18 protein-coding genes are annotated in these 20887 nt (G+C 66.5%); 5 read left to right on the top strand and 13 right to left on the bottom strand.

Annotation, left to right across the window (positions count from 1 at the left end; translation table 11 throughout):
- The first annotated feature begins 90 nt into the window (after positions 1-90).
- Together LOY33_RS10620 and LOY33_RS10615 are read left to right on the top strand one after the other, a co-directional pair.
- Positions 91-699, top strand: a complete 609-nt coding sequence (locus tag LOY33_RS10620; protein ID WP_123753128.1) for a cysteine dioxygenase — start codon at positions 91-93, stop codon at positions 697-699.
- Positions 696-2279: a rhodanese-related sulfurtransferase gene (locus tag LOY33_RS10615; RefSeq protein WP_258662581.1), complete on the top strand. Its 1584-nt coding sequence runs from the start codon at positions 696-698 to the stop codon at positions 2277-2279. Before LOY33_RS10620 ends, LOY33_RS10615 begins: the two co-directional genes overlap by 4 nt.
- A gap of 191 nt (positions 2280-2470) precedes the next feature.
- Here the strand turns inward: LOY33_RS10615 and LOY33_RS10610 are convergent, their stop codons facing one another.
- Both LOY33_RS10610 and LOY33_RS10605 read right to left on the bottom strand, forming a co-directional pair.
- A complete protein-coding gene (locus tag LOY33_RS10610; RefSeq protein WP_253086918.1) occupies positions 2471-3433 on the bottom strand; it encodes an aliphatic sulfonate ABC transporter substrate-binding protein in 963 nt (320 codons plus the stop codon).
- A gap of 14 nt (positions 3434-3447) precedes the next feature.
- Positions 3448-4413 (bottom strand): ABC transporter substrate-binding protein, encoded by a 966-nt coding sequence (locus LOY33_RS10605; protein WP_213085786.1) that lies wholly within the window; start codon positions 4411-4413, stop codon positions 3448-3450.
- A 246-nt stretch (positions 4414-4659) separates the two neighbouring features.
- On the opposite strand from LOY33_RS10605, the gene LOY33_RS10600 reads away from it, so the two are divergent.
- Both LOY33_RS10600 and LOY33_RS10595 read left to right on the top strand, forming a co-directional pair.
- Entirely contained in the window at positions 4660-5844 is a 1185-nt protein-coding gene (locus LOY33_RS10600; protein WP_258662580.1) for an acyl-CoA dehydrogenase family protein, read from the top strand.
- Positions 5845-5936: 92 nt separating this feature from the next.
- The gene (locus LOY33_RS10595) at positions 5937-6611 is read left to right on the top strand and encodes an SOS response-associated peptidase (RefSeq protein ID WP_078481144.1); all 675 of its coding nucleotides are present in this window, start codon (positions 5937-5939) and stop codon (positions 6609-6611) included.
- Between the two features lie 7 nt (positions 6612-6618).
- Here LOY33_RS10595 and LOY33_RS10590 read toward each other — a convergent pair whose 3' ends face one another.
- The 5 genes from LOY33_RS10590 to LOY33_RS10570 all read right to left on the bottom strand — a co-directional run bounded on the left by LOY33_RS10590 (position 6619) and on the right by LOY33_RS10570 (position 11592).
- A complete protein-coding gene (locus tag LOY33_RS10590) occupies positions 6619-7335 on the bottom strand; it encodes an ABC transporter ATP-binding protein (RefSeq protein WP_088514428.1) in 717 nt (238 codons plus the stop codon).
- A gap of 2 nt (positions 7336-7337) precedes the next feature.
- Positions 7338-8111, bottom strand: a complete 774-nt coding sequence (locus tag LOY33_RS10585) for an ABC transporter ATP-binding protein (RefSeq protein WP_054914344.1) — start codon at positions 8109-8111, stop codon at positions 7338-7340.
- Positions 8108-9349: an ABC transporter permease subunit gene (locus tag LOY33_RS10580; RefSeq protein WP_236176178.1), complete on the bottom strand. Its 1242-nt coding sequence runs from the start codon at positions 9347-9349 to the stop codon at positions 8108-8110. The genes LOY33_RS10585 and LOY33_RS10580 overlap by 4 nt, the downstream gene beginning before the upstream one ends.
- 12 nt (positions 9350-9361) lie before the next feature.
- A complete protein-coding gene (locus LOY33_RS10575; protein WP_043864046.1) occupies positions 9362-10300 on the bottom strand; it encodes a branched-chain amino acid ABC transporter permease in 939 nt (312 codons plus the stop codon).
- A gap of 143 nt (positions 10301-10443) precedes the next feature.
- On the bottom strand, positions 10444-11592 hold the full coding sequence (locus LOY33_RS10570) for a branched-chain amino acid ABC transporter substrate-binding protein (RefSeq protein ID WP_052504315.1): 1149 nt from the start codon (positions 11590-11592) through the stop codon (positions 10444-10446).
- Between the two features lie 363 nt (positions 11593-11955).
- On the opposite strand from LOY33_RS10570, the gene LOY33_RS10565 reads away from it, so the two are divergent.
- On the top strand, positions 11956-12681 hold the full coding sequence (locus LOY33_RS10565; RefSeq protein WP_043864047.1) for a FadR/GntR family transcriptional regulator: 726 nt from the start codon (positions 11956-11958) through the stop codon (positions 12679-12681).
- Between the two features lie 27 nt (positions 12682-12708).
- On the opposite strand, the gene LOY33_RS10560 is transcribed toward LOY33_RS10565, so the two are convergent.
- The 6 genes from LOY33_RS10560 to LOY33_RS10535 form a co-directional block, all read right to left on the bottom strand.
- Positions 12709-14160: an NAD-dependent succinate-semialdehyde dehydrogenase gene (locus tag LOY33_RS10560; RefSeq protein ID WP_043864048.1), complete on the bottom strand. Its 1452-nt coding sequence runs from the start codon at positions 14158-14160 to the stop codon at positions 12709-12711.
- 64 nt (positions 14161-14224) lie between these two features.
- The gene (locus LOY33_RS10555; RefSeq protein ID WP_258662578.1) at positions 14225-15910 is read right to left on the bottom strand and encodes a thiamine pyrophosphate-binding protein; all 1686 of its coding nucleotides are present in this window, start codon (positions 15908-15910) and stop codon (positions 14225-14227) included.
- Positions 15911-15937: 27 nt separating this feature from the next.
- On the bottom strand, positions 15938-17134 hold the full coding sequence (locus tag LOY33_RS10550; RefSeq protein WP_258662577.1) for an FAD-binding oxidoreductase: 1197 nt from the start codon (positions 17132-17134) through the stop codon (positions 15938-15940).
- Positions 17135-17167: 33 nt separating this feature from the next.
- A complete protein-coding gene (locus tag LOY33_RS10545; protein ID WP_043864051.1) occupies positions 17168-17980 on the bottom strand; it encodes an NAD(P)-dependent oxidoreductase in 813 nt (270 codons plus the stop codon).
- A 33-nt stretch (positions 17981-18013) separates the two neighbouring features.
- Positions 18014-19216, bottom strand: coding sequence for an aminotransferase class I/II-fold pyridoxal phosphate-dependent enzyme (locus tag LOY33_RS10540; protein ID WP_043864052.1), 1203 nt, complete (start codon positions 19214-19216; stop codon positions 18014-18016).
- Positions 19217-19219: 3 nt separating this feature from the next.
- The gene (locus LOY33_RS10535; protein WP_236171901.1) at positions 19220-20872 is read right to left on the bottom strand and encodes a hydantoinase B/oxoprolinase family protein; all 1653 of its coding nucleotides are present in this window, start codon (positions 20870-20872) and stop codon (positions 19220-19222) included.
- Positions 20873-20887 lie beyond the last annotated feature (15 nt).

The following is a 20887-nucleotide window of genomic DNA, read 5'->3' as shown; positions in this document are numbered from 1 at the left end:
TTTGCGCATATTAGCTTATGCTCAATTTGAATTTTGAGAATCATCAGGCGGTTGCTAGGGTGATTCGAAACCGTAGCCAGAGCCCCGACCATGACCGACCCCCTTCGCCTGGACCGCTTGCGTCAGTTCATCGACGAACTGGCCAGCCTGCTCGACCGAGAAACCGATGAAGCGGCCCTTCTCGATGATGGCCAGCGCCTGTTGCAGCAACTGGTGGCCCATGACGACTGGCTGCCGCCAGAGCTGGCCCAGCCCAGCCCCGAACGCTATCAGCAGTACCTGCTGCACTGCGATTCGCGCCAACGCTTCTCCATCGTCAGCTTCGTGTGGGGGCCGGGGCAGACCACGCCGGTCCACGACCACCGGGTATGGGGCCTGATCGGCATGCTGCGCGGCGCCGAATACGCCCAGGGTTTTGCCCGCAACGAGCACGGCGCGCTGCTGCCGTCCGGCAGCCCGGTGCGCCTCGAGCGCGGCCAGGTCGAGGCGGTGTCGCCGCGCATCGGCGACATCCATCAGGTCAGCAATGCCTTCGACGACCAGGTGTCGATCAGCATCCACGTGTACGGCGCCAACATCGGCGCGGTCAGGCGTGCCGTGTACCTGGCCGACGGCAGCGAGAAACCCTTCATTTCCGGTTATTCCAACACCCAACTGCCCAATCTGTGGGACCTGTCAAAAGAGAACCTTGCGCCATGAGCACCCCGACCACCCGCACCTACGCCCACCTGCGCCAGCACTTGCTGGCCAGGCATGAACTGGCCCTGATCGATGTGCGCGAAGAAGCGCCCTTCGCCGTGGAACATCCGCTGTTCGCGGCCAACATCCCGCTGTCCAGGCTTGAAATCGAAATCTACGCGCGAGTGCCCCGGCGCGATACACCGATCACCGTGTATGACGATGGCGAGGGCCTGGCGCAGATTGCGCTCCAGCGCCTGGGTCAACTTGGCTACAGCGACGTGGCCCTGCTCGAAGGCGGCCTGGCCGGCTGGCGCGAGGCCGGCGGCGAGCTGTTCCAGGATGTGAACGTACCGAGCAAGGCGTTTGGCGAACTGGTGGAAAGCCAGCGCCACACCCCTTCGCTGGCGGCCGAAGAAGTGCACGCACTGCTGAACGAAAAGGCCGACGTGGTGGTGCTGGATGCGCGTCGCTTCGACGAATACCAGACCATGAGCATTCCGGGCGGCATCAGCGTGCCGGGTGCCGAACTGGTGCTGCGGGTGGCCGAGCTGGCACCGAACCCGGCCACCCGCGTGATCGTCAATTGCGCCGGGCGCACCCGCAGCATCATCGGCACCCAGTCGCTGGTCAACGCCGGCATTCCCAACCCGGTATCGGCTTTGCGCAACGGCACCATTGGCTGGACATTGGCGGGGCAGACCCTGGCCCATGGCCAATCGCGGCGCTTTGGCGACGTGAGCCCGGCCAACCGGCAGCGCGCCGCCGAACAGGCCCGGGCCGTGGCCGACAAGGCCGGCGTCGTGCGTGCGGACAGCCAGACGCTGGCGGCGTGGCGCGCCCAGGCCGATCGCAGTACTTATGTGTTCGATGTGCGCACCCCCGAGGAATTTGCCCGGGGCCACCTGCCAGGCAGCCGCTCGACGCCGGGTGGTCAGCTGATGCAGGAAACCGACCATGTGGCCAGTGTGCGCGGGGCGCGCATCGTGCTGATCGATGACGATGGCGTGCGTGCCAACATGAGTGCGTCGTGGTTGGCGCAGATGGGCTGGGAGGTGGCGGTGCTCGATGGCTTGGGCGCAGGCGACTTCAGCGAAACGGGTGATTGGCAGCCGCCGTTGCCGGCGTTGCCGCAGCCTTCGACCATCGACCCCGAGCAGTTGGTGCAGTGGCAGGCCGACGCCGACACGGTGCTGCTCGACTTCACCACCAGTGCCAATTACGTGCAGCGGCACATACCGGGTGCGCACTGGGCGATCAGGGCACAGCTGGAGCAGGCACTGGAGCGCTTGCCGGTGGCGGGACGTTACGTGCTGACCTGCGGCAGCAGCTTGCTGGCGCGGTTTGCGGCGCAGGACCTGCAACGCCTGACCCGAGTGCCGGTGTTCGTGCTGGAGGGTGGTACGGGCCGCTGGATTGCCGAGGGGCGGCCGCTGGAGTCGGGCGAGACGCACCTGGCGGTGCCGCGCAGCGACCGTTACCGCCGGCCGTATGAAGGCACCGACAACCCGCGTGAGGCGATGCAGGGGTACCTGGATTGGGAGTTCGGGTTGGTGGCGCAGCTGGGGCGTGATGGCACCCATGGGTTCCGGGTGATCTGAACCTCCTGAGCAGACCGTATCAGGTCTGCCCCTGGCCGACAGGCCGCATACGCAGGTGCGGGCAAGGCCCGCTCCTGCTTGCTTCGGGCACAAGCACAGTAGGCGCCGGCCTTGCCGGCGAATCGAGCGCGAAGCGCTCGTACAACCTGAACCCACCGTGGATCAGGCAGCCCTCACCCGCCGAGCCGCAATCAGCGCCCTGCCACTGGCTGGAACAACGACACCGCCGCCGCATCCACCTTGCGCGGCAACAGACCCTGGGCAAAGAACACATCGGCAATCTGCTGCTGTTCGGCCAGATGCTCCGGCTTCACCAACTGCACGTCGTAACTGCGCCGCGCATTGGCCTGCTCCACCGTGGCCACATCCAGGTTGCCCCACAACGGCCCCAGCACCTGCGCCGCCTGCGTGGGGTTGGCCTTGGTCCACTGCCCCGCCTTCTGCAACGCACCGAATACAGTTTCAAGCACCTGCGGATGCGCCTTGGCGTAATCGCTGCCCGCCAGGTAGTAACGCTGGTAACTGGCCAGCCCCTGCCCATCGCTCAGCACCCGCGCATGCTGCTGGCGCTGGGCGCTGGCCACGAACGGGTCCCAGGTGACCCAGGCATCGACCTTGCGGTTCTCGAACGCCGCACGGCCATCGGCCGGGATCAGGTAGGCCGGCTGGATATCGCTGAAGGTCAACCCGGCCCTGGCCAGGGCCTGTATCAACAGGTAATGGCTCCCCGCGGCCTTGGTCACCGCCACCTTCTTGCCCTTGAGATCCGCCAGGCTGTGCAGCGGCGAATCCGCCGGCACCAGAATGGCCTGGGCCAGTGGCGATGGCGTCTCGCGGGCAAAATAGGTCAACCGCGCCCCCGCCGCCTGGGCGAACACCGGCACGGTGTCGGCCACATCCGCTGACACATCGACATTGCCCAGGTTCAGGGCCTCCAGCAGCGGCAGGCCGCTGGCGAACTCATGCCAGCTGACCTGTATGCCCTGCTGCGCCAGCTGCTGCTCCAACGTACCCTGGGCCTTGAGCAGAATCAGCAGCGTCGAGGATTTCTGGTAACCGATGCGCAGGGTTTGCCCCGCGCTGGCGCTACCGATCAGGCTGGCGCCAAGCAGCGCGCCGATGGCCAGTTGTCGCAGACGTTTGAACGGTTGCATGGGGTCAGCTCCTGTCAGTGGGCCTGGGTCACGGCGACCCTGGCGGGCAGCACGAAGCCGCCGGCAAAGGTCGGCGCCACGTCCAGACGTTGGGCAATCAGGCCGTGGGCCTGGTAGAAGTCGGCGGTTTCCTGCTGCTCGGCGATGGTGCCGGCGTCCACGACCTGCCAGCGCAACTGGCGACGCTCGAACTGCAGCCGGGCCGCGTCCTGCGGGAAGCCGATGATCTGCGCCAGGGTCTTGGAGTAGCTGTCCAGGTTCTGGTTGGCCCACACCTGGGCCTTGGCCAGGCGCGCCAGGTAGTCCTGCAGGGCCGCGCGCCGGGCCGGGTCGGCCAACGCCTTGTCGGTCGCCGCCAGAAAGCTGTTGCCACTGGACAAGCCGCGACCATTGACCAGCACCCGGCCCTGGCCAGTGGTTTCGGCCAGCGCGGTGTAGGGCTCCCACGTCGCCCAGGCATCCACCGAACCGTTGGCCAGGGCCATCCTGGCATCCACCGGGCCAAGGAAGCGGAACTCGACGTCCTTCTCGCTCAGCCCCGCGCTGGCCAGCGCCTTGAGCGCCACGTAATGGCCAATCGAGCCGCGCCCGGTGGCGATGCGCTTGCCCTTGAGGTCGGCCGCCGCGTGCAGCGCCGACCCGGGGTCCACCAGCACCGCCGTGCCATAGGCGTCGGACTTGTCCACGGCAATCGCCTTGACCTGCGCGCCGGACGCCAGGGCGAACAGCAGCGGCGCATCACCGATGATGCCGGCGTCCACCGCGCCGGCATTGAGCGCCTCGGCCAGCGGCGCGGCAGCCGGAAACTCCGCCCACTTGATGTCATACGGCAGGTCGCGCAGCCCGTCGGCGGCCTCCAGTTGGGCACGCATGTTGCCCTTCTGGTCGCCGATACGCAGTTCGATACGCGGTTCGGCCAGCACCTGCCCGGCCAGCAGCAAGGCGCCAGCGAGGGCGAGAAGTCGTGAAATGGGTGGCATGCAGTGCACTCCTGAAGGCGATTGTAGAGCGACTCTACCGGCTCGTCATAAATCAGTGAAGTGCATTTTATGAATATCCTAATATGCAAATAACGTTTAATTATCGCCATTAGCTTATAACCATAAAGAATTTTACATCAGAAAGTTTAACGCATACGGTCATAAGCCCGCCGATCTGCACACACAACTCGGGGCGGGACGACGGCACCCCCGGGTGCTCCCTGGATTTTCTGCGATGAGTGCCTGATGAGCCTGTCTTCTATTGCCGCGCCGTACCGTTCGATCGAGTCGGCCCCTGCCCTGGCCGACCTGGACCCACTGCTGTTTACCCTGACCCGCGAGCTGGCCGCCAGCGCCGCCGAGGTGGACCGCAGCGGTGCCTTCCCCGCCGCCAACTTTGCCCTGCTGCATCGCCATGGCCTGCTCGCGCTCACCGTGCCGCGCGAGCTGGGGGGTGCCGGTGCCGACCTCGCCACCGCGCGCAAGGTGGTGGCCGCCGTGGCCAAGGGCGAGCCCTCCACCGCACTGATTCTGGTCATGCAGTACCTGCAGCACGTGCGCCTGCAGGACGACCAGCGCTGGCCGGTGTCGCTGCGCCAGCGCCTGGCCCGCGAAGCGGTGGAGCACGGCGCGCTGATCAATGCCTTCAGGGTCGAACCCGAGCTGGGCACCCCGGCCCGTGGCGGCCTGCCCGCAACCCTCGCGCGGCGTACCGCCGAAGGCTGGCGCCTGTCCGGCACCAAGCTCTACTCCACCGGCAGCCACGGCCTGAGCTGGTACCTGGTGTGGGCGCGCAGCGACGATGCCGACCCGCTGGTGGGCGGCTTTCTGGTGCACAAGGACAGCCCCGGCATCCGCATCGTCGATGAGTGGGATCACCTGGGCATGCGTGCCACCTGCAGCCACCGCGTCGAGTTCGACGATGTGCTGCTGCCGCTGGAGCACGCCGTGGCCGTCAGCCCGGCCAGCGCACCGCGCGCCGAGCTCGATGGCGAAGCTCAGCTGTGGATGGCGGTGCTGCTGGCCAGCCTCTACGACGGCGTGGCCCAGGCCGCACGCGACTGGCTGGTGAGCTTCCTGCGCGAGCGGGTGCCGTCCAACCTCGGCCAGCCGCTGGCCAGCCTGCCGCGCTTTCAGGAGCGGGTCGGGCGCATCGATACCCTGCTGTTCGCCAACCGCAACCTGCTCGACTCCGCGGCCAGCGGCCAGGTCACCGCGCAGCACGCCGGGCAGCTCAAGCAACTGGTCACGCACAACGCCATCCAGGCCGTGGAGCTGGCCATCGAGGCCAGCGGCAACCCAGGGCTTTCGCGGCACAACCCGCTGGAGCGGCACTACCGCAACGTGCTGTGCAGCCGCATCCACACCCCGCAGGATGACGTGGTGTTCCACAGTGCCGGGCGCTCGGCGCTGAGCCAGGAAGCGCCGTGACCCTCGCCCCCGGTTGACAGCGGCCGACCGGCCACGCACCGCCACTCTCCAAATCGGCCTATGCTCAAACAGGCCTGCCGGCGGAGGTGCACATGTGCGGACGACTGAGCCAGTACCACGGCATCCACGAGTTCGTGGACGCCCTGAGCATGCCCAACCCACTGGTCAACCGCGTGGGCGATGCGCCGCTTGGGCACTACAACGTGGCCCCCACCACCCAGCTGGCGGTACTCGGCGTGCAGCATGACACCCTGCACGCCGACCTGCTGCGCTGGGGCTGGCGGCCACACTGGGCGCAGGACAAGCCGGCACCGATCAATGCCCGCGTCGAGAAGGTGGCCCACGGCCCGTTCTTTCGCGCCATCTGGCCGCACCGGCTGATCGTGCCGGTCGACAACTGGTTCGAATGGGTCGATGAAGGCGGGCCTAAGAAGCAGCCCTACCTGATCCGCCGCCGCGATGGACGCCCTGCCCTGTGCGCGGCCATCGGCCAGCTGGGCGACCCACCCGGCGAACAGGACGGCTGCGTGATCATCACGGCCGACAGCCAGGGCGGCCTGCTGGATGTGCATGACCGGCGCCCGGTGGTGCTGGCTGCAGATGCGGCACGCCACTGGCTGGACCCCGCCACCTCCAAGGCATACGCCGAACAGCTGCTGCTGGACCTCGCCGAGCCCGCCCAGGTGTTCGAGTGGTACCCCGTGGACAGCGCCGTGGGCAACAGTCGCAACCAGGGCCCGGCCCTGGTGCAGCGCCGGCACCCCTGAACGGCGCCTACTCGCCCAGATACGCCTTCTGCACCTGCTCGTTGTGCAGCAGGTCGCTGGCCTGGCCTTCCAGCGCGATGCGCCCGCCATCGATCACATAGGCGCGCTGGCAGGTCTGCAAGGCAAGCCTGGCGTTCTGCTCCACCAGCAGCAGGGTCACGCCACCCTTGACCACCTCGACGATGGTTTCGAAGATCTTCTGCACGATGATCGGCGCCAGGCCCATCGACGGCTCGTCGAGCAACAGCAGCTTGGGCCTGCCCATCAATGCCCGGGAAATCGCCAGCATCTGCTGCTCGCCGCCCGACATGGTGCCGGCCAGTTGAAAGGCGCGCTCCTTGAGCCGCGGGAAGATGCCGAACATGCGTTCGATATCGGCCTGGATCGCGTCCTTGCCGTCGGTTCGCGAGAACGCGCCCATCTCCAGGTTCTCGTACACCGTCAGCTTGGGGAAGATCCCGCGGCCTTCCGGCACCAGCGCCAGGCCCTGGCGGATCAGGTCGTAGCTCTTGATCGCCGCATGCGCCTTGCCATCGAAGGTGATCTGCCCGGCCACCGGGCTGAGCAGGCCGGCCAGGGTCTTGAGGGTGGTGGTCTTGCCGGCGCCGTTGGCGCCGATCAGCGCGACCATTTCGCCCTCGCGGATGTGCAGGTCGATGCCCTTGATCGCCTGGATGGCCCCGTAGGACACCTGCAGGTCGCGTACTTCAAGAATGTTCTTCATGTTCAGGCCACCGCCTCCGAACCCAGATAGGCCTCGATTACCCGAGGGTCCCTTTGCACATCGGCCGGCAGGCCATCGGCGATCTTCCTGCCGAATTCCAGCACGGTGACGTGATCGCACAAGCCCATCACCAGCTTCACGTCATGCTCGATCAGCAGCACCGTCTTGCCGTCGGCCTTCATCTTGCACATCAGCTGGCGCAGGCCTTCGGTCTCGGAGGCGTTCATGCCGGCCGCCGGTTCGTCCAGGGCAATCAGCAAGGGTTCGGTGGCCAGCGAGCGGGCAATTTCCAGACGCCGCTGGTCGCCGTAGGAGAGGTTCTTGGCCAGCTCCCCGGCCAGGTGCCCGATGCCCACGTAGGCCAGCCAGTGCCGCGCAGCCTGGCGAATCTCGCGCTCTTCGCGCACGCAGGCCGGGGTGCGGAACACGGCCCCGAACACCCCGCAGCGGGTGCGTACATGGCGACCGATCATCACGTTTTCCAGCGCGGTCATGTTGTGGAACAGCCGGATGTTCTGGAAGGTGCGCGAGATACCCGCCTCTACCACCTTGTGCGGCTTGCTGATGTTCAGCGGCTTGCCGTCGAACTCGACCTTGCCCTCTTCGGCCCGGTACAGCCCGGTAAGCACGTTGAACAGGGTGGTCTTGCCCGCGCCGTTGGGGCCCAGCAGGCCGCGGATCTCGCCGCGCCGGATCGACAGGTCGATGCCGTGCAGGGCCTGCAGGCCGCCAAAGAACTTGCTGACCGAACGCAGCTCCAGTAATACGTCGCTCATACCTTGTCCGCCTGTTGGGCCGGGTGATCGAAGGCCGGCGTGCTCGCGGGCACCGTGGTGCTCAGCGCGGTCGCCGCCGGGGTGGGCTCGGGGTCGCCTTCATGCAGCTCGGCGCGGCGTCGGTTGGACGGCCACAGGCCCTCGGGCCGGTAGCGCATCACCAGAATCAGCGCCAGGCCGAACACCAGCATGCGCAGGGTCGAGGCATCCAGCACGTTGCGCAGCACCTCGCGGCTGACGAAGGTCACGTTGTCCATCACGAACGGCTGTATCCAGTTGACCAGGTCGCGGAACACCTCGGGCATCACCGACAGGATCAACGCCCCAAGCACCACGCCGCGAATCGAGCCCATGCCGCCGAGCACCACCATCGCCAGCACCATGATCGACTCCATCAGGGTGAATGACTCGGGGCTGACGAAGCCCTGGTAGCTGGAAAACAGCACCCCGGACACCCCGCCAAAGGTCGCGCCCATGGCAAATGCCAGCAGCTTGAGGTTGCGCTTGTTCAGGCCCATGGCTTCGGCCGCCACCTCGTCCTCGCGCAGGGCCATCCAGGCCCGCCCGATGCGCGAGACTTCGAGGCGCTTGGACAGCACGATGGCGAAGATCACCACCACCAGGAAGAACAGGTAGTAGCTGATCACCGGGGTGACCTTGAGCCCGAACAGGCTCCATGAGGTCTGCAGCGACAGCAGCGCCTCGGGCGCCTGCCCTGCGGCATGCGACCAGGCCCCGCCGTCGATGTGCAAGGGTGCGATGTTGCTGATGCCCTGCGGTCCGTTGGTGATGTTCACCGGCTGGTCGAGGTTGTTCATGAAGATGCGGATGATCTCGCCAAAGCCCAGGGTCACGATGGCCAGGTAGTCGCCGCGCAGCTTGAGCACCGGGGCGCCGATCAGCACCCCGCAGATGGCCGCGGCAATCGCTGCCAGCGGGATGATCACCCACAGCGGCCAGTTCAGCACGCCGTCCACCAGGCCGGCCATGTTCAGGTGCGGCGAGGCCAGCAAGGCATACAGGTAGGCGCCGATGGCGTAGAAGCCGATGTAGCCCATGTCGAGCAGGCCGGCGTAGCCGATCACGATGTTCAGGCCCAGTGCCAGCAGCACGTAGAGCATGGCAAAGCCGAGGATGCGTACCCAGGTGGGCCCCAGGAACGGAATGCTGTCGACGACGAAGGGCAAGGCCACGAACGCCAGGATCAGCAGCAGGTACTGTGCGGTTTGGTTTTTCATGTGCGTTGCCTCCTAGGCCCGGTCGGCCTGGCGTTCGCCCATCAGGCCGTTGGGTCGGAACAGCAGCACCAGAATGAGCACGGCGAACGCGAAGATGTCCTGGTAGTTGGCGCCCAGGAAGCCCCCGGTGAGGTGGCCGGTGTAGCCGGCGGCCAGCGACTCGATCAGGCCCAGCAGCAGCCCGCCGGCCATGGCCCCGAACAGGTTGCCGATGCCGCCCAGCACCGCCGCCGAGAAGGCCTTGAGCCCCAGCAGCAGGCCCATGTAGGCGTCGGCCTGGCCGTAGTTGACCGCGCGCATCACCCCGGCGATGGCGCCAAGCCCGGCACCGATCAGGAAGGTCGCGGAAATCACCCGGTTGATGTTGATACCCATCAGCCCGGCCACTTCCTGGTTTTGCGCGGTGGCGCGCATGGCCTTGCCCAGGCGGGTCTTGTCGACCAGCAGCCACAGCCCCAGCATGATCACCACCGAGATGATCATGATGCTCATCTGCACGTTGGTGACGGTGGCGCCGAACACCTCGATCGGGCGGGTTTCGACCACTTCGGGGAAGGTCTTGTAGCCACGCCCCCAGATCATCATCGCCAGGTTCTGCAAGGCGATCGAGATGCCGATCGCGAGGATCAGCGGGGTCAGGCGCGGGGCCTTGCGCAAGGGCCGGTAGGCGAACTTCTCCATGCCCTGGGCCATCAGCATGCACACCGCCGCCGCCACCATGATCGCCAGCAGCAGGGTCAGGATGCCGGGCGCAAAGCCCATGCCCGCGAGCATGCTCAGCACCGAGATGGTCACCATGGCGCCCACCATCACCACCTCGCCGTGGGCGAAGTTGATCAGGCCGATGATGCCATAGACCATGGTGTAGCCCAGGGCTACCAGGGCATAGATGCTGCCCAGCACCAGGCCGTTGAGGACCTGCTGCAACAAGATATCGAAATTGCCTTCCACGAGCTGAATCCTCAAAACTGCGTTGTCGCTCACCGCGTGCGCTGGCAACAGCGACGCGGCGGCATGCCTGGCAGGTCAGAAATGAACGCTTCTTATTGTTGCGAGCCGGGCGGCCCGCTTGTTATTCGAGGTAGAGCAACGGCTCAGTCGCGCTCGACCGAGAGGGTTTTCCAGCCGCCGTCGGCAAACTGGAACACCGTGGCGGCCGGGCTTTTCAGGTTGCCGAATTCATCGAATGCGATGGTGCCGGTGACGCCCTCGTAGCTTTCGCTCTTGAGTACCGGCAGGTACACGGCAGGGTCGGCCGACTGCGCCTTGACCATGGCGGTGATCGCCGCCCAGGTGGCGTCGTACGCCGCCGGCGAGGACTGCACCACGCCCGTGCCGAACTTGGCCTTGAGCTTCTGCTCGAACGCCGCGCCCTTGGGCATCTCCAGCAACGGGGTGCCGTAGTTCCAGGCGTACACGCCCTCGGCGGCGCTGCCGGCCATCTTCTTGAACTCGTCGTTGGGCAGGTTGCCGATGTTCATGAACCTGGCCTTCAGGCCCAGGTTCTTCATCTGCTTGGCCATGGGGGCGGCCTGGTAGTCGAGGGCGGCGAAGAACACCGCATCGACCTTCTGCGACTTGGCGGTGGTGAGGATGGCATTGAAGTCGGTGGACTTGTCGTTGGTGTATTCGCGTACCACCACGTTGCCACCGGCGGCCTTGACCGCCTTGGTCACTTCGTCGGCCAGGCCCTGGCCGTAGGCGGTGCGGTCGTCGAAGATCGCGATGCGCTGGGCCTGCAGGGTCTTGACCAGGTAGTTGCCGGCATAGCGGCCGAGGGTGGCGTCGTCGTTGACCACGCGAAACACGGTCTTGATGCCCTGGCGGGTCAGCGCCGGGTTGGTCGCCGACGGCGAGATCTGCGGGATGCCGGCATCGGCGTAGATCTTCGAGGCCGGGATGCTGGTGCCCGAGTTGTAATGCCCGATCACCACCGCCACCTTCGAATCCACCAGGCGTTGCGCCACGGCGGTACCGGTACGCGGGTCGGCCACATCGTCCTCGGACACCAGTTTGAACTGGGCCACCTTGTCGCCCAGCTTCAACTGCTGCTGGTTGGCCTCTTCGATGGCGATGCTCACGCCATGTTCCACATCCAGCCCCTGGTGCGCAGAGGGCCCGGTCAGCGGGCCGGCAAAGCCGATCCGTACCAGCTGGGTGTCCGCCGCGTTCGCCGTGCCAGCCCCTATCAGTGTTGCCATCAGTGCAGCAAGGGCGGTCAAACCCCGGTTGTTCTTATTCATTCTCAGCTCCCAGTAATCATTGGACGAACTGCACACGCCTGGCCAACCTCGCCGGCGCACTTGTAAGATAACAGTCAGCAGGCAACTGTCAATGGGTGTATGCTTGAGGAAAATGAAAATGCTGACAAAAGCCACGCACGCCTTGATCCATGCACCTTAACGAGGCATGGGATTGCAGTAGAATCAGGCGCTTGCACCATAACAAGTCAGATGTTTGATAACATATGGCTACATTTTCGCCGCTACTTCGGGTTTTTAGCGGGTCGGGTGAAATCGACGCAGATCGCGTTTGACGGATGCGCCAACCTGTTCAACCATTCAATCCATCGTGATGAGCACATCAGTTTCAGGAGCTACACAACTATGAATGCGTCGTTTGGAACGCGCAGGGCCAATCTGGCGGAGACAGTGATCCACGAGCTGTCCAACCGGATCGACAATGGCACATACGGGCCGGGGCAGAAGCTTCCGTCCGAACAGGAGCTGTGCAAGGAATTCGGCGTCAGCCGCCCTGTGATTCGCGAGGCCGTGGCCTCGTTGCGTCTGGGCGGTCGGCTGATCGCCCGCCAGGGTGTAGGCGTATTCGTGGTCGAGCAGGACGTCAAGCGCCTGGGCTTTGCCCTGAGCACCGCAGTCGATGACGTGCGCGCCGCCGCCCACGTGCTGGAACTGCGCCTGGGCATCGAGACCGAGTCGGTCGCGCGTGCCGCCGAGCGCCGCAGCCCCACCAGCGTGGCGCAGATCACCGAGGCCTTCGACCGCTTCAACGCGCTGGATGGCTCCAACCTCGAGGAAGAGGCCCGTGCCGACTTCGAGTTCCACCTGGCGATTGCCCGCGCCACCAACAACCCGCACTTCCCGCAGTTGCTCGAAGCCCTGGGCCCGGACATCATCTTCGACCTCAACCTCAAGCACGGCCAGTCCACCGGCAAGAACCGCCTGGCGCACATCAAGAAGATCGGCCGCGAACACGGCGCGATTCTCTCGGCCATCAGCATGGGCGACGTCAACGCCGCCCGTTCGGCGGTGCGCAAGCACCTGGAAGAAAGCCTGTCGCGTTACCAGCGCCTGGTCGACAGCGGCGACTGAGCGGCGCTGTCGCCCTGCCCTGGCGGGTCAGCCCAGGCCCAGGCACACGTACTTGATCTCGAGGTAATCCTCGATCCCGTAGCGCGAGCCTTCGCGCCCCAGCCCCGATGACTTCACACCGCCAAACGGTGCGACCTCGGTGGCCAGCACGCCGACATTGACGCCGACCATGCCGTACTCCAGGGCCTCCGAGACCCGCCAGATCCGCCCCACATCCCGTGCATACAGGTAGCAGGCCAGGCCGAACTCGGTGGCATTGGCCTGGGCGATGACCTGTTCTTCGCTGTGAAAGCGAAACAGCGGCGCCACCGGCCCGAAAATCTCCTCGCGGGCCACGCGCATGTCCGGTGTCACCTCGGCCAGCACGGTGGGCTGGTAGAACGCCTCGCCAAGGGGGTGGCGCCGGCCACCGGCGACCAGTCGCGCACCACCCTCCAGTGCGTCGCTCACCATCGCCTCGACCCCGGCCACGGCCTTGGCATCGATCAGCGGGCCGACGGTGGTGCCGGCCTGGCTGCCCTCGCCCACCACCAGCTCGCCGACCCGCTGGGCAAAACGCTCGACAAAGCGCTCGTAGATGCCGTCCTGGATGTAGAAGCGATTGGCGCACACGCAGGTCTGCCCGCTGTTGCGGAACTTGGCTACCAGTGCGCCCTCCACCGCCGCTTCAAGGTCCGCGTCGTCGAACACGATGAAGGGTGCGTTGCCGCCCAGCTCCAGGGTCACCTTCTTCACCGTGGCCGCGCTCTGCTGCAGCAACTGGATGCCGATGGGCGTGGAGCCGGTGAACGACAGCTTGCGCACCACCGGGTTGGCGGTCAGTTCGCCACCGATGGCGGCCGAGTCGCCGGTCACCACGTTGAGCACGCCACGCGGTATGCCGGCGCGTTCGGCCAGCACGCACAGCGCCAGGGCGCTGAACGGGGTCTGCGAGGCGGGCTTGAGCACCAGCGTGCACCCGGCCGCCAGGGCCGGGGCGGCCTTGCGCGTGATCATCGCCGCCGGGAAGTTCCACGGCGTGATCGCCGCGCACACGCCAATCGGCTCCTTGGTCACCAGCAGGCGCCGGTCGGCCTGCGGCGAGGGGATCACGTCGCCATACAGGCGCTTGCCCTCCTCGGCATAGAACTCCACATAGGCTGCGGCGAAGGCGATCTCGCCACGGGCCTCGGCCAGGGGCTTGCCCTGCTCGGCGGTCATGATGCGCGCCAGGTCTTCCTGGTGCAGGAGAATTTCGCGAAACCACGCCTGCAAGCGGCTGGCGCGTTCCTTGGCGGTGAGGGCGCGCCAGGCCGGCAGCGCCGCCTGGGCGGCGAGCACGGCGCGGCGGGTTTCGTCGGCGCCCATGCGCGGCACGCCACCCAGGCGCTGGCCGGTGGCCGGGTTGGTCACGTCAATGCTGCGGGCGCTGTCGGCGCCCACCCAGGTTCCATCGATATAGCAACGTTCACGCAGCAGATCAGGATCGGCAAGGTTCATGCTGATGGGCTCGCAGGGGAATGGGGGAAACGGCGGGAGGCAGACCCTGCCCCCGCCTGGAGGGTCAACGCGACGCCAGGGCCTTTTCGCGGATCTGGCTGAGGGTCATGCGCGGGGTCAGCGCCTCGGGATCGATCTGCACCTCGATCAGCGCCGGCTTGCCCGACGCCTCGCAACGCTCGAACGCACCCGCGAACTGCTCGGTGGCGCTCACCGTTTCGGCATGCAGGCCATAGGCCCGTGCCAGCGCGGCGAAGTCGGGGTTGTGCAGGTCGGTACCCGACACCCGCCCCGGGTAGCTGCGCTCCTGGTGCATGCGGATGGTGCCGTACATGCCGTTGTTCACCACCACCACGATGACCCGGGCGTCATAGTGCGCGGCAGTGGCCAGCTCCTGGCCGTTCATCAGAAAGCAGCCATCACCGGCGAACGCCACCACGCTGCGCTGCGGCGCGGTGAGCTTGGCCGCAATCGCCGCCGGCACGCCATAGCCCATCGAGCCGTTGGTGGGCCCCAGCAAGGTGCGAAACGCCTGGTGCTGGTAGCCGCGGTGCACCCAGCCGGTGTAGTTGCCGGCACCGCAGGTGATGATGCTGTCGGCGGCCAGGTGCTGGTTGAGCCAGGCGATCACCTCGCTCATCTGCACCGCACCGGGCGAACGCGGGCATTCGAAGTTGGCCCGGTAGCGGCTGTTCAGGCGCTGTACCCACTCGGCGAATGCCTGCGGCTTGACCGGCGCCAGCGCCGCCAGTTGCGCGGCGATGGTCGGCATGCCGGCGTTGATCGCCAGGGTCGGCTGGTACACCCGGCCCAGTTCCTCGATGCCGGGGTGAATGTGCACCAGCGCCTGCCTGGGCACCGGAATGTCCACCAGGGCATAGCCGCCGGTGCTCATCTCGCCCAGGCGTGCACCGATCACCAGCAGCAGGTCACTGCTTTTCACCGCCTCCACCAGCTCGGGGCCGGCGGCAAGGCCCAGGTCGCCGGCGTACTGGGGCAAGGTGTTGTCGAACAGGTCCTGGCAGCGGAACGAAGCCGCCACAGGCAGGTTCTGGGCCTGGATGAAGCGCCGCGCATCGGCCACCGCCGCGGCGGTCCAGCCGCCACCGCCCAGCACCACCAACGGGCGCTGTGCCTCGCCCAGCAGAGCCTGCAGGCGCTGCAGGTCGGCAGATGCCGCCGCCGCTTCGATCCGCCGGGCCGGGCCGGCATCGGCCACTGCCACCCGATCCGTCAGCATGTCTTCGGGCAGGGCCACCACCACCGGGCCGGGGCGGCCGTTGGTGGCGCGGTGGAACGCCTGGCTGAGCAGCTCGGGCAGGCGCGCGGCATCGTCGACCTCCACCACCCACTTGGCCATCTGGCCGAACATGCGGCGGTAGTCGATCTCCTGGAAGGCTTCGCGCTCCACCTGGTCGCGGGCCACCTGGCCGATGAACAGGATCATCGGCGTGGAGTCCTGGAAGGCGGTGTGCACGCCGACCGAGGCATTGGTCGCCCCCGGCCCGCGGGTGACGAAGCAGATACCCGGCTTGCCGGTGAGCTTGCCGTAGGCTTCGGCCATGTAGGCGGCGCCGCCCTCCTGGCGGCACACGATCAGCTCGATGTCGTCCCTGGCATCGTGCAAGGCATCGAGCACCGCCAGGTAGCTCTCGCCGGGCACGCAGAACGCGCGTTCCACGCCGTTGATGCGCAAGGCATCGACCAGCACCTGCCCGCCCGTGCGCAGCCCGTTGTTGTCAGTGTTCATCTTGTTGTTCTCCATCAGGCGGCGCGGTCAGATGACCGAGTCTTCCAGGAAAGGACGATTCTCGATCACCCGTTGATAACTCAGGGCACTCAGGTCCAGGGTGCGGTAGCCCCCGTAGATGATCAGCTCGCTCAGGCCGCGGCCGATGGCCGGTGCCTGCTGCAGGCCGTGGCCACTGAAACCGTTGCAGAACAGGAAGTTGCGCACCTGGTCATGGGGGCCGACGATGGCGTTGTGGTCGAGCACGCAGAAGTCGTAGTGCCCGGCCCAGGCGTTGACCACCTTGATCGCCTCGAACGCCGGCACACGCTCGGCCAGCACCGGCCACACCTCTTCCTCGAATTCGTCGTGCATCACGTCGAAGTCGCTGAAATCCACCTCCGGGTCGTGGCGTGGGTAGGTGCCGCCCAGGTACAGGTGGCCTTCGGGGCGGAAGAACACCCCGGTGGGGTCGATGGTCAGCGGCACGGTGCCGGGCAGCGGCGTATGGCAGTCGAACACGAACAGCGAACGGCGCCGCGCCTCCACCGGAATGTCCAGCCCGGCCAGGCGCGCCACCTGGCGTCCACGGGTGCCGGCGGTGTTGACCAGCTGGCCACAGCCGATCAACTGGCCATCGCCCAGGCGCACACCGGTGATCACATCACCCTCGCGCAGCACCTGGACCACTTCGTTCTCGACATACTCCACGCCCAGGCTGCGGGCCTTTCTGCGAAAGCCGTTCATGATCCCGTAGTTGTCGAACCAGCCCTCGTCCCTCTCGCCATAGGTGCCGCCGGCCAGGCTGTCCGGGTTGACCCACGGGAAGCGGCGGATCAGCGCCTCGGTGTCCAGCAACGTGACGTCGGCACCGTTGTCCAGCTGGGTCTGGTGCAGACGCTTGAGCACGTCGAAGCCTTTCTGGTCGGCCAGGAACAGGTAGCCGTTCTCCTTGAAGGCCAGGTCGGGCCTGTCGCCATTGACCGCCATCAGTTCGGGGAAGTCGCGGATGAACTGCGCGCCAAAGCGCGAGATCTGGATGTTGATCGGGTTGGAGAACTGCACCCGGATCGAGCTGCTGGACAACGCCGTGGCCGATTGGGCATAGGTCCAGTCGCGCTCCACCACCAGCACCGAGCCGGTGAAGTCCGGGTTGCTGGCCAGAAAGTACGCGGTGGCGCTGCCATTCACCGCACCGCCGACGATCACCACATCGTAATGCTGCTTTGTTGCTGTCGAAGCCATGGCTGGGGTCTCTTCAAAAGTGCTCGGAAAAGGTCATTTCGGGTCTTCGAAGTGGCCGGCGCCGGCGAAGTTGCCGCCGTGGTAGCGCGCTGCCGGCTCGTTCGGGTCCAGCGGCGGGTGCTCGGCCAGGACCTTCTCGCGGTAGTCGTCGGCGCTGTCCCTGGGCACGTAGCCGAGGGAGGACGCCAGGCGGTTGTCCCACAGGGTTTCGCGGTTGTCGGACATGCCGTACACGATCATGTGGCCGACCCGTGGCGCCAGCAGCGAGCGCTCGCACAGCTGCGCGAAGTCGGCAAACGACAGCCAGGTGGCGAGCATGCGCCGGTCCAGCGGCTCGGGGAACGAGGAGCCGATGCGCAGGTTCACCGACTCGATGGCGAACTTGTCCCAGTAGTAGCGGCCCAGGTCCTCGGCAAAGCACTTGCTCACCCCGTACAGGCTGTCGGGGCGGTGCGCTGCGCTGGCGTCGATGGTTTCGGTGCGGTCATAGAAGCCGATGGCGTGGTTGGAGCTGGTGTAGATCACGCGCTTGACGCCATGCTGGCGCGCCGCTTCATAGATGTTGTAGGTGCCCACGATGTTGCCGTTGAGGATCGCCGCGAAGGTGTCCTCCACCGGCACGCCGCCGGCATGGATGATGGCATCCACGCCCTCGGCCAGCGGCAGCACATCGGCCAGGTTGCCCAGGTCGCAGCGCACCAGCTCTTCGTGCGGCGCGGCGCTGCCCATGTCGGCGATATCGGTCAGGCGCAGCTCGTCGGCAAAGGCCTGCATGTGCTTGCGCAACACGCTGCCCAGGCGGCCGGCTGCACCGGTGATCAACAAACGTTTGAACGGCTTGCTCATGCTTGAAACCTCGTGAAAGTCGGTTTGTCGTTACTAGGCCAGCGCCGCGAACGCATCGCGCAGCTGCCCCAGGGCCTGCTCCAGCTCCTGGCGCGAGGTGGCGAACGACAGGCGAATGTAGGGTTCGAGGCCAAAGGCCGAGCCCGGCACCGTGGCCACCTTGCCCACCCGCAGCAGGTAGCTGGCAAGGTCGGCGTCGGTTTCGATCACCTGCCCGTCCGGCGTGCGCCTGCCGATGAACGCGGCGCATTGCGGGAAGGCATAGAACGCGCCCTCGGGCATCTGCAGGCTCAGCCCCTCGATGGCCGCCAGGCCCTCGACCACCAGCGCCCCTCGGGCCTGGTACTCGCGATTGGCCTGGCGCACGAAATCCTGCGGGCCGTTGAGCGCCGCAGCAGCCGCCAGTTGCGAAATGGTCGACGGGCAGGTGGTGGTCTGCGACTGGGTCTTGTTCATTGCCACGATCAGCTCGCGTGGCCCGGCCGCATAGCCCAGGCGGTAGCCGGTCATGGCGTAGGCCTTGGACACGCCGTTGATCAGCAGGGTGCGCTCGCGCAGGTGTGGGCAGGCGCTGACGAACGACACGAACGGCTGCCTGCCCAGCACGATGTGCTCGTAGATCTCGTCGGAGATCACCAGCACCCGGGGGTGGCGCTCCAGCACGGCGCCCAGGGCCGCGAACTCTTCACGGCTGTAGATCGCCCCGCAGGGGTTGTTCGGCGAGTTCAGCATCAGCCAGCGGGTACGCGGGGTGATGGCGGCCTCAAGGCGCGCGGCATCCAGCTTGAAGCCGTGTTCGGCGCCGCACGGCACCACCTTCGGCACGCCACCGTTGAGCATCGCCATGTCGGTGTACGACACCCAGTACGGCGCTGGCGTGAGCACTTCATCGCCCTGCTCCAGGGTGGCGAGAAACGCATTGAACAACAGTTGTTTGGCGCCATTGCCCACGCAGATTTCGTCCAGTGCGTAGCGCAGGCCGTTTTCCCGCTCGAACTTGTCGACGATGGCCTGGCGCAGCACCTCCAGGCCATTGGGCGCGGTGTAGTGGTTGTTGCCCTCGAGCATCGCCTGGTGCGCGGCCTCGATCACGTGGGCCGGGGTATTGAAGTCCGGTTCGCCCAGGCTCAGGTTGATCACCGGCTCGCCCTTGGCCAGCATCTGCTTGGCCAGCACCGATACCGCCATGCTCGGCGAGCTTTTCACCGCCCGCACACGGGCACTCTGAAAGTCCATGGGTCAGCCCTCCTGGCCGGGTTCGAAGGCGTAGTCGTCGCGTGCCTGGCTGGCACTGATGTAGCCAAAGCGCAGGTCGCGCGCCACCTCGTGGCGTGGCCGCTGGCGCGGGTCGCCGTAACCGCCGCCACCCGGCAGGCGCAGCACCAGGCGCCGATCGGCCGGCACGAACTGCTGGCCCTTGCCGCGCAGCAGGGTGCCGTCGTCCAGGCCCACGTAGCCCTGGGCCCCCTCCTTGCCCCCCTCGAGCCCACGCGCCGGGTACTGGATGCGGTCGAACATGGCGCTGAAGCGGAAGCTGTAGCCTTCGGCGGCCGACACCTCGATTTCCTGGCCCAGGCCGCCGCGCAGCAGGCCGGCACCGCCAGAGCCTTCGCGCAGTTCCTTGCGCCACACCACCACCGGGCCGGCCTGTTCGGTGGCTTCCACCGGCATGGTGTGCACGCCGCTGGGGAACGCAGTGGCGCTCAGGCCGTCCATGCCGGAGCGCGCGCCCATGCCGCCGCTGTTGAACATCAGCATCTCGGCGTTGCGCCCGGTCGGGTTGCTGTCCAGCGGGCGCACGCTCAGGTGCAGGTTCCACAGTGCGCTGGCGCCCTCGGCCGGCACCTGGCCGGGCAGGCACTTGTGCAGCGCACCCAGCACCAGGTCGGGCACGAAGTGGCCCAGTACATGGCGTACCGATACCGGCGCCGGGTGCTTGGCATTGAGAATGCAGCCCTCGGGCGCAGTGACCGCAAAAGGCTCCAGCGAGGCGCTGTTGTTGGGGATCTCCGGCGCCACGATGCACTTGAGCCCGTAGCAGGCATAGGCCTTGGCGTAGCCCAGCGGCACGTTGATGCCGAACTGGCTCATGCCCGAGGTGCCGCTGAAGTCGGTGAGAATGCCGTCCGGGCCCACCGTCAGGGTCACAGCCAGCGTCACCGGCACGTCGTAGCCGTCCAGGGTCATGCTGTTGTGGTAGGTGCCATGGGGCAGCGACTTGAAGCATTCCAGGGTGGCGCGGCGGCTGTGCTCCAGGATGAACCCGCCGATGTGCTCCAGGTCGTCCAGGGCAAACTCGTCGAGCATGCTCAGCAGGCGTTTGTGCCCGGTCTCGTTGCAGGCCGACAGTGCGTAGAAGTCGCCGACCACGCGGTCGTTCTCGCGCACGTTGTTGCGCAGGATGTTGATCAGGTCGCGGTTCACCTGGCCGCGCTCGAACAGCTTCATGATCGGGATGAACAGGCCTTCCTCGTACACCTCGCGGGCATCCGGGCCGAAACCGCGCCCGCCGATGTCCACCACGTGGGCGGTACTGGCGAAGTAGCCGATCAGCCGGCCCTTGTAGAACGAGGGCGAGACGATGGTGATGTCGTGCAGGTGCCCGGTGCCCTTCCACGGGTCGTTGGTGACGTACACGTCGCCTTCGAAGATGTTGTCCGGGCCGATGTCGTTGATGAAGTGCACCACCGCCTCGGCCATGGTGTTGACGTGGCCGGGGGTGCCGGTAACGGCCTGGGCCAGCATGTTGCCGGCGCGATCGAACACCCCGGCCGAGAGGTCGCCGGCTTCGCGTACGCTGGTGGAGAACGCGGTGCGGATCAGGGTCAGGGCCTGTTCTTCGACCACCGACACCAGGCGGTTCCACATCACCTGCATTTGAATATCGATCATTGTTTCGCTCATGGG

The organism is Pseudomonas sp. B21-036 (genome assembly GCF_024748925.1).
Classification (GTDB): domain Bacteria; phylum Pseudomonadota; class Gammaproteobacteria; order Pseudomonadales; family Pseudomonadaceae; genus Aquipseudomonas; species Aquipseudomonas palmensis.
The sequence above is the reverse complement of the archived record's forward strand: the minus strand, read 5'-3'. Positions and strand labels throughout refer to the sequence as shown.

Coding starts and splice junctions, on each gene's coding strand:
- LOY33_RS10600 (WP_258662580.1), top strand. CDS start 4,660: ATGAGCCTGTCTTCTATTGCCGCGCCGTACCGTTCGATCGAGTCGGCC.
- LOY33_RS10605 (WP_213085786.1), bottom strand. CDS start 4,413: ATGCCACCCATTTCACGACTTCTCGCCCTCGCTGGCGCCTTGCTGCTG.
- LOY33_RS10590 (WP_088514428.1), bottom strand. CDS start 7,335: ATGAAGAACATTCTTGAAGTACGCGACCTGCAGGTGTCCTACGGGGCC.
- LOY33_RS10570 (WP_052504315.1), bottom strand. CDS start 11,592: ATGAATAAGAACAACCGGGGTTTGACCGCCCTTGCTGCACTGATGGCA.
- LOY33_RS10595 (WP_078481144.1), top strand. CDS start 5,937: ATGTGCGGACGACTGAGCCAGTACCACGGCATCCACGAGTTCGTGGAC.
- LOY33_RS10560 (WP_043864048.1), bottom strand. CDS start 14,160: ATGAACCTTGCCGATCCTGATCTGCTGCGTGAACGTTGCTATATCGAT.
- LOY33_RS10585 (WP_054914344.1), bottom strand. CDS start 8,111: ATGAGCGACGTATTACTGGAGCTGCGTTCGGTCAGCAAGTTCTTTGGC.
- LOY33_RS10565 (WP_043864047.1), top strand. CDS start 11,956: ATGAATGCGTCGTTTGGAACGCGCAGGGCCAATCTGGCGGAGACAGTG.
- LOY33_RS10550 (WP_258662577.1), bottom strand. CDS start 17,134: ATGGCTTCGACAGCAACAAAGCAGCATTACGATGTGGTGATCGTCGGC.
- LOY33_RS10615 (WP_258662581.1), top strand. CDS start 696: ATGAGCACCCCGACCACCCGCACCTACGCCCACCTGCGCCAGCACTTG.
- LOY33_RS10535 (WP_236171901.1), bottom strand. CDS start 20,872: ATGATCGATATTCAAATGCAGGTGATGTGGAACCGCCTGGTGTCGGTG.
- LOY33_RS10545 (WP_043864051.1), bottom strand. CDS start 17,980: ATGAGCAAGCCGTTCAAACGTTTGTTGATCACCGGTGCAGCCGGCCGC.
- LOY33_RS10620 (WP_123753128.1), top strand. CDS start 91: ATGACCGACCCCCTTCGCCTGGACCGCTTGCGTCAGTTCATCGACGAA.
- LOY33_RS10555 (WP_258662578.1), bottom strand. CDS start 15,910: ATGAACACTGACAACAACGGGCTGCGCACGGGCGGGCAGGTGCTGGTC.
- LOY33_RS10610 (WP_253086918.1), bottom strand. CDS start 3,433: ATGCAACCGTTCAAACGTCTGCGACAACTGGCCATCGGCGCGCTGCTT.
- LOY33_RS10580 (WP_236176178.1), bottom strand. CDS start 9,349: ATGAAAAACCAAACCGCACAGTACCTGCTGCTGATCCTGGCGTTCGTG.
- LOY33_RS10540 (WP_043864052.1), bottom strand. CDS start 19,216: ATGGACTTTCAGAGTGCCCGTGTGCGGGCGGTGAAAAGCTCGCCGAGC.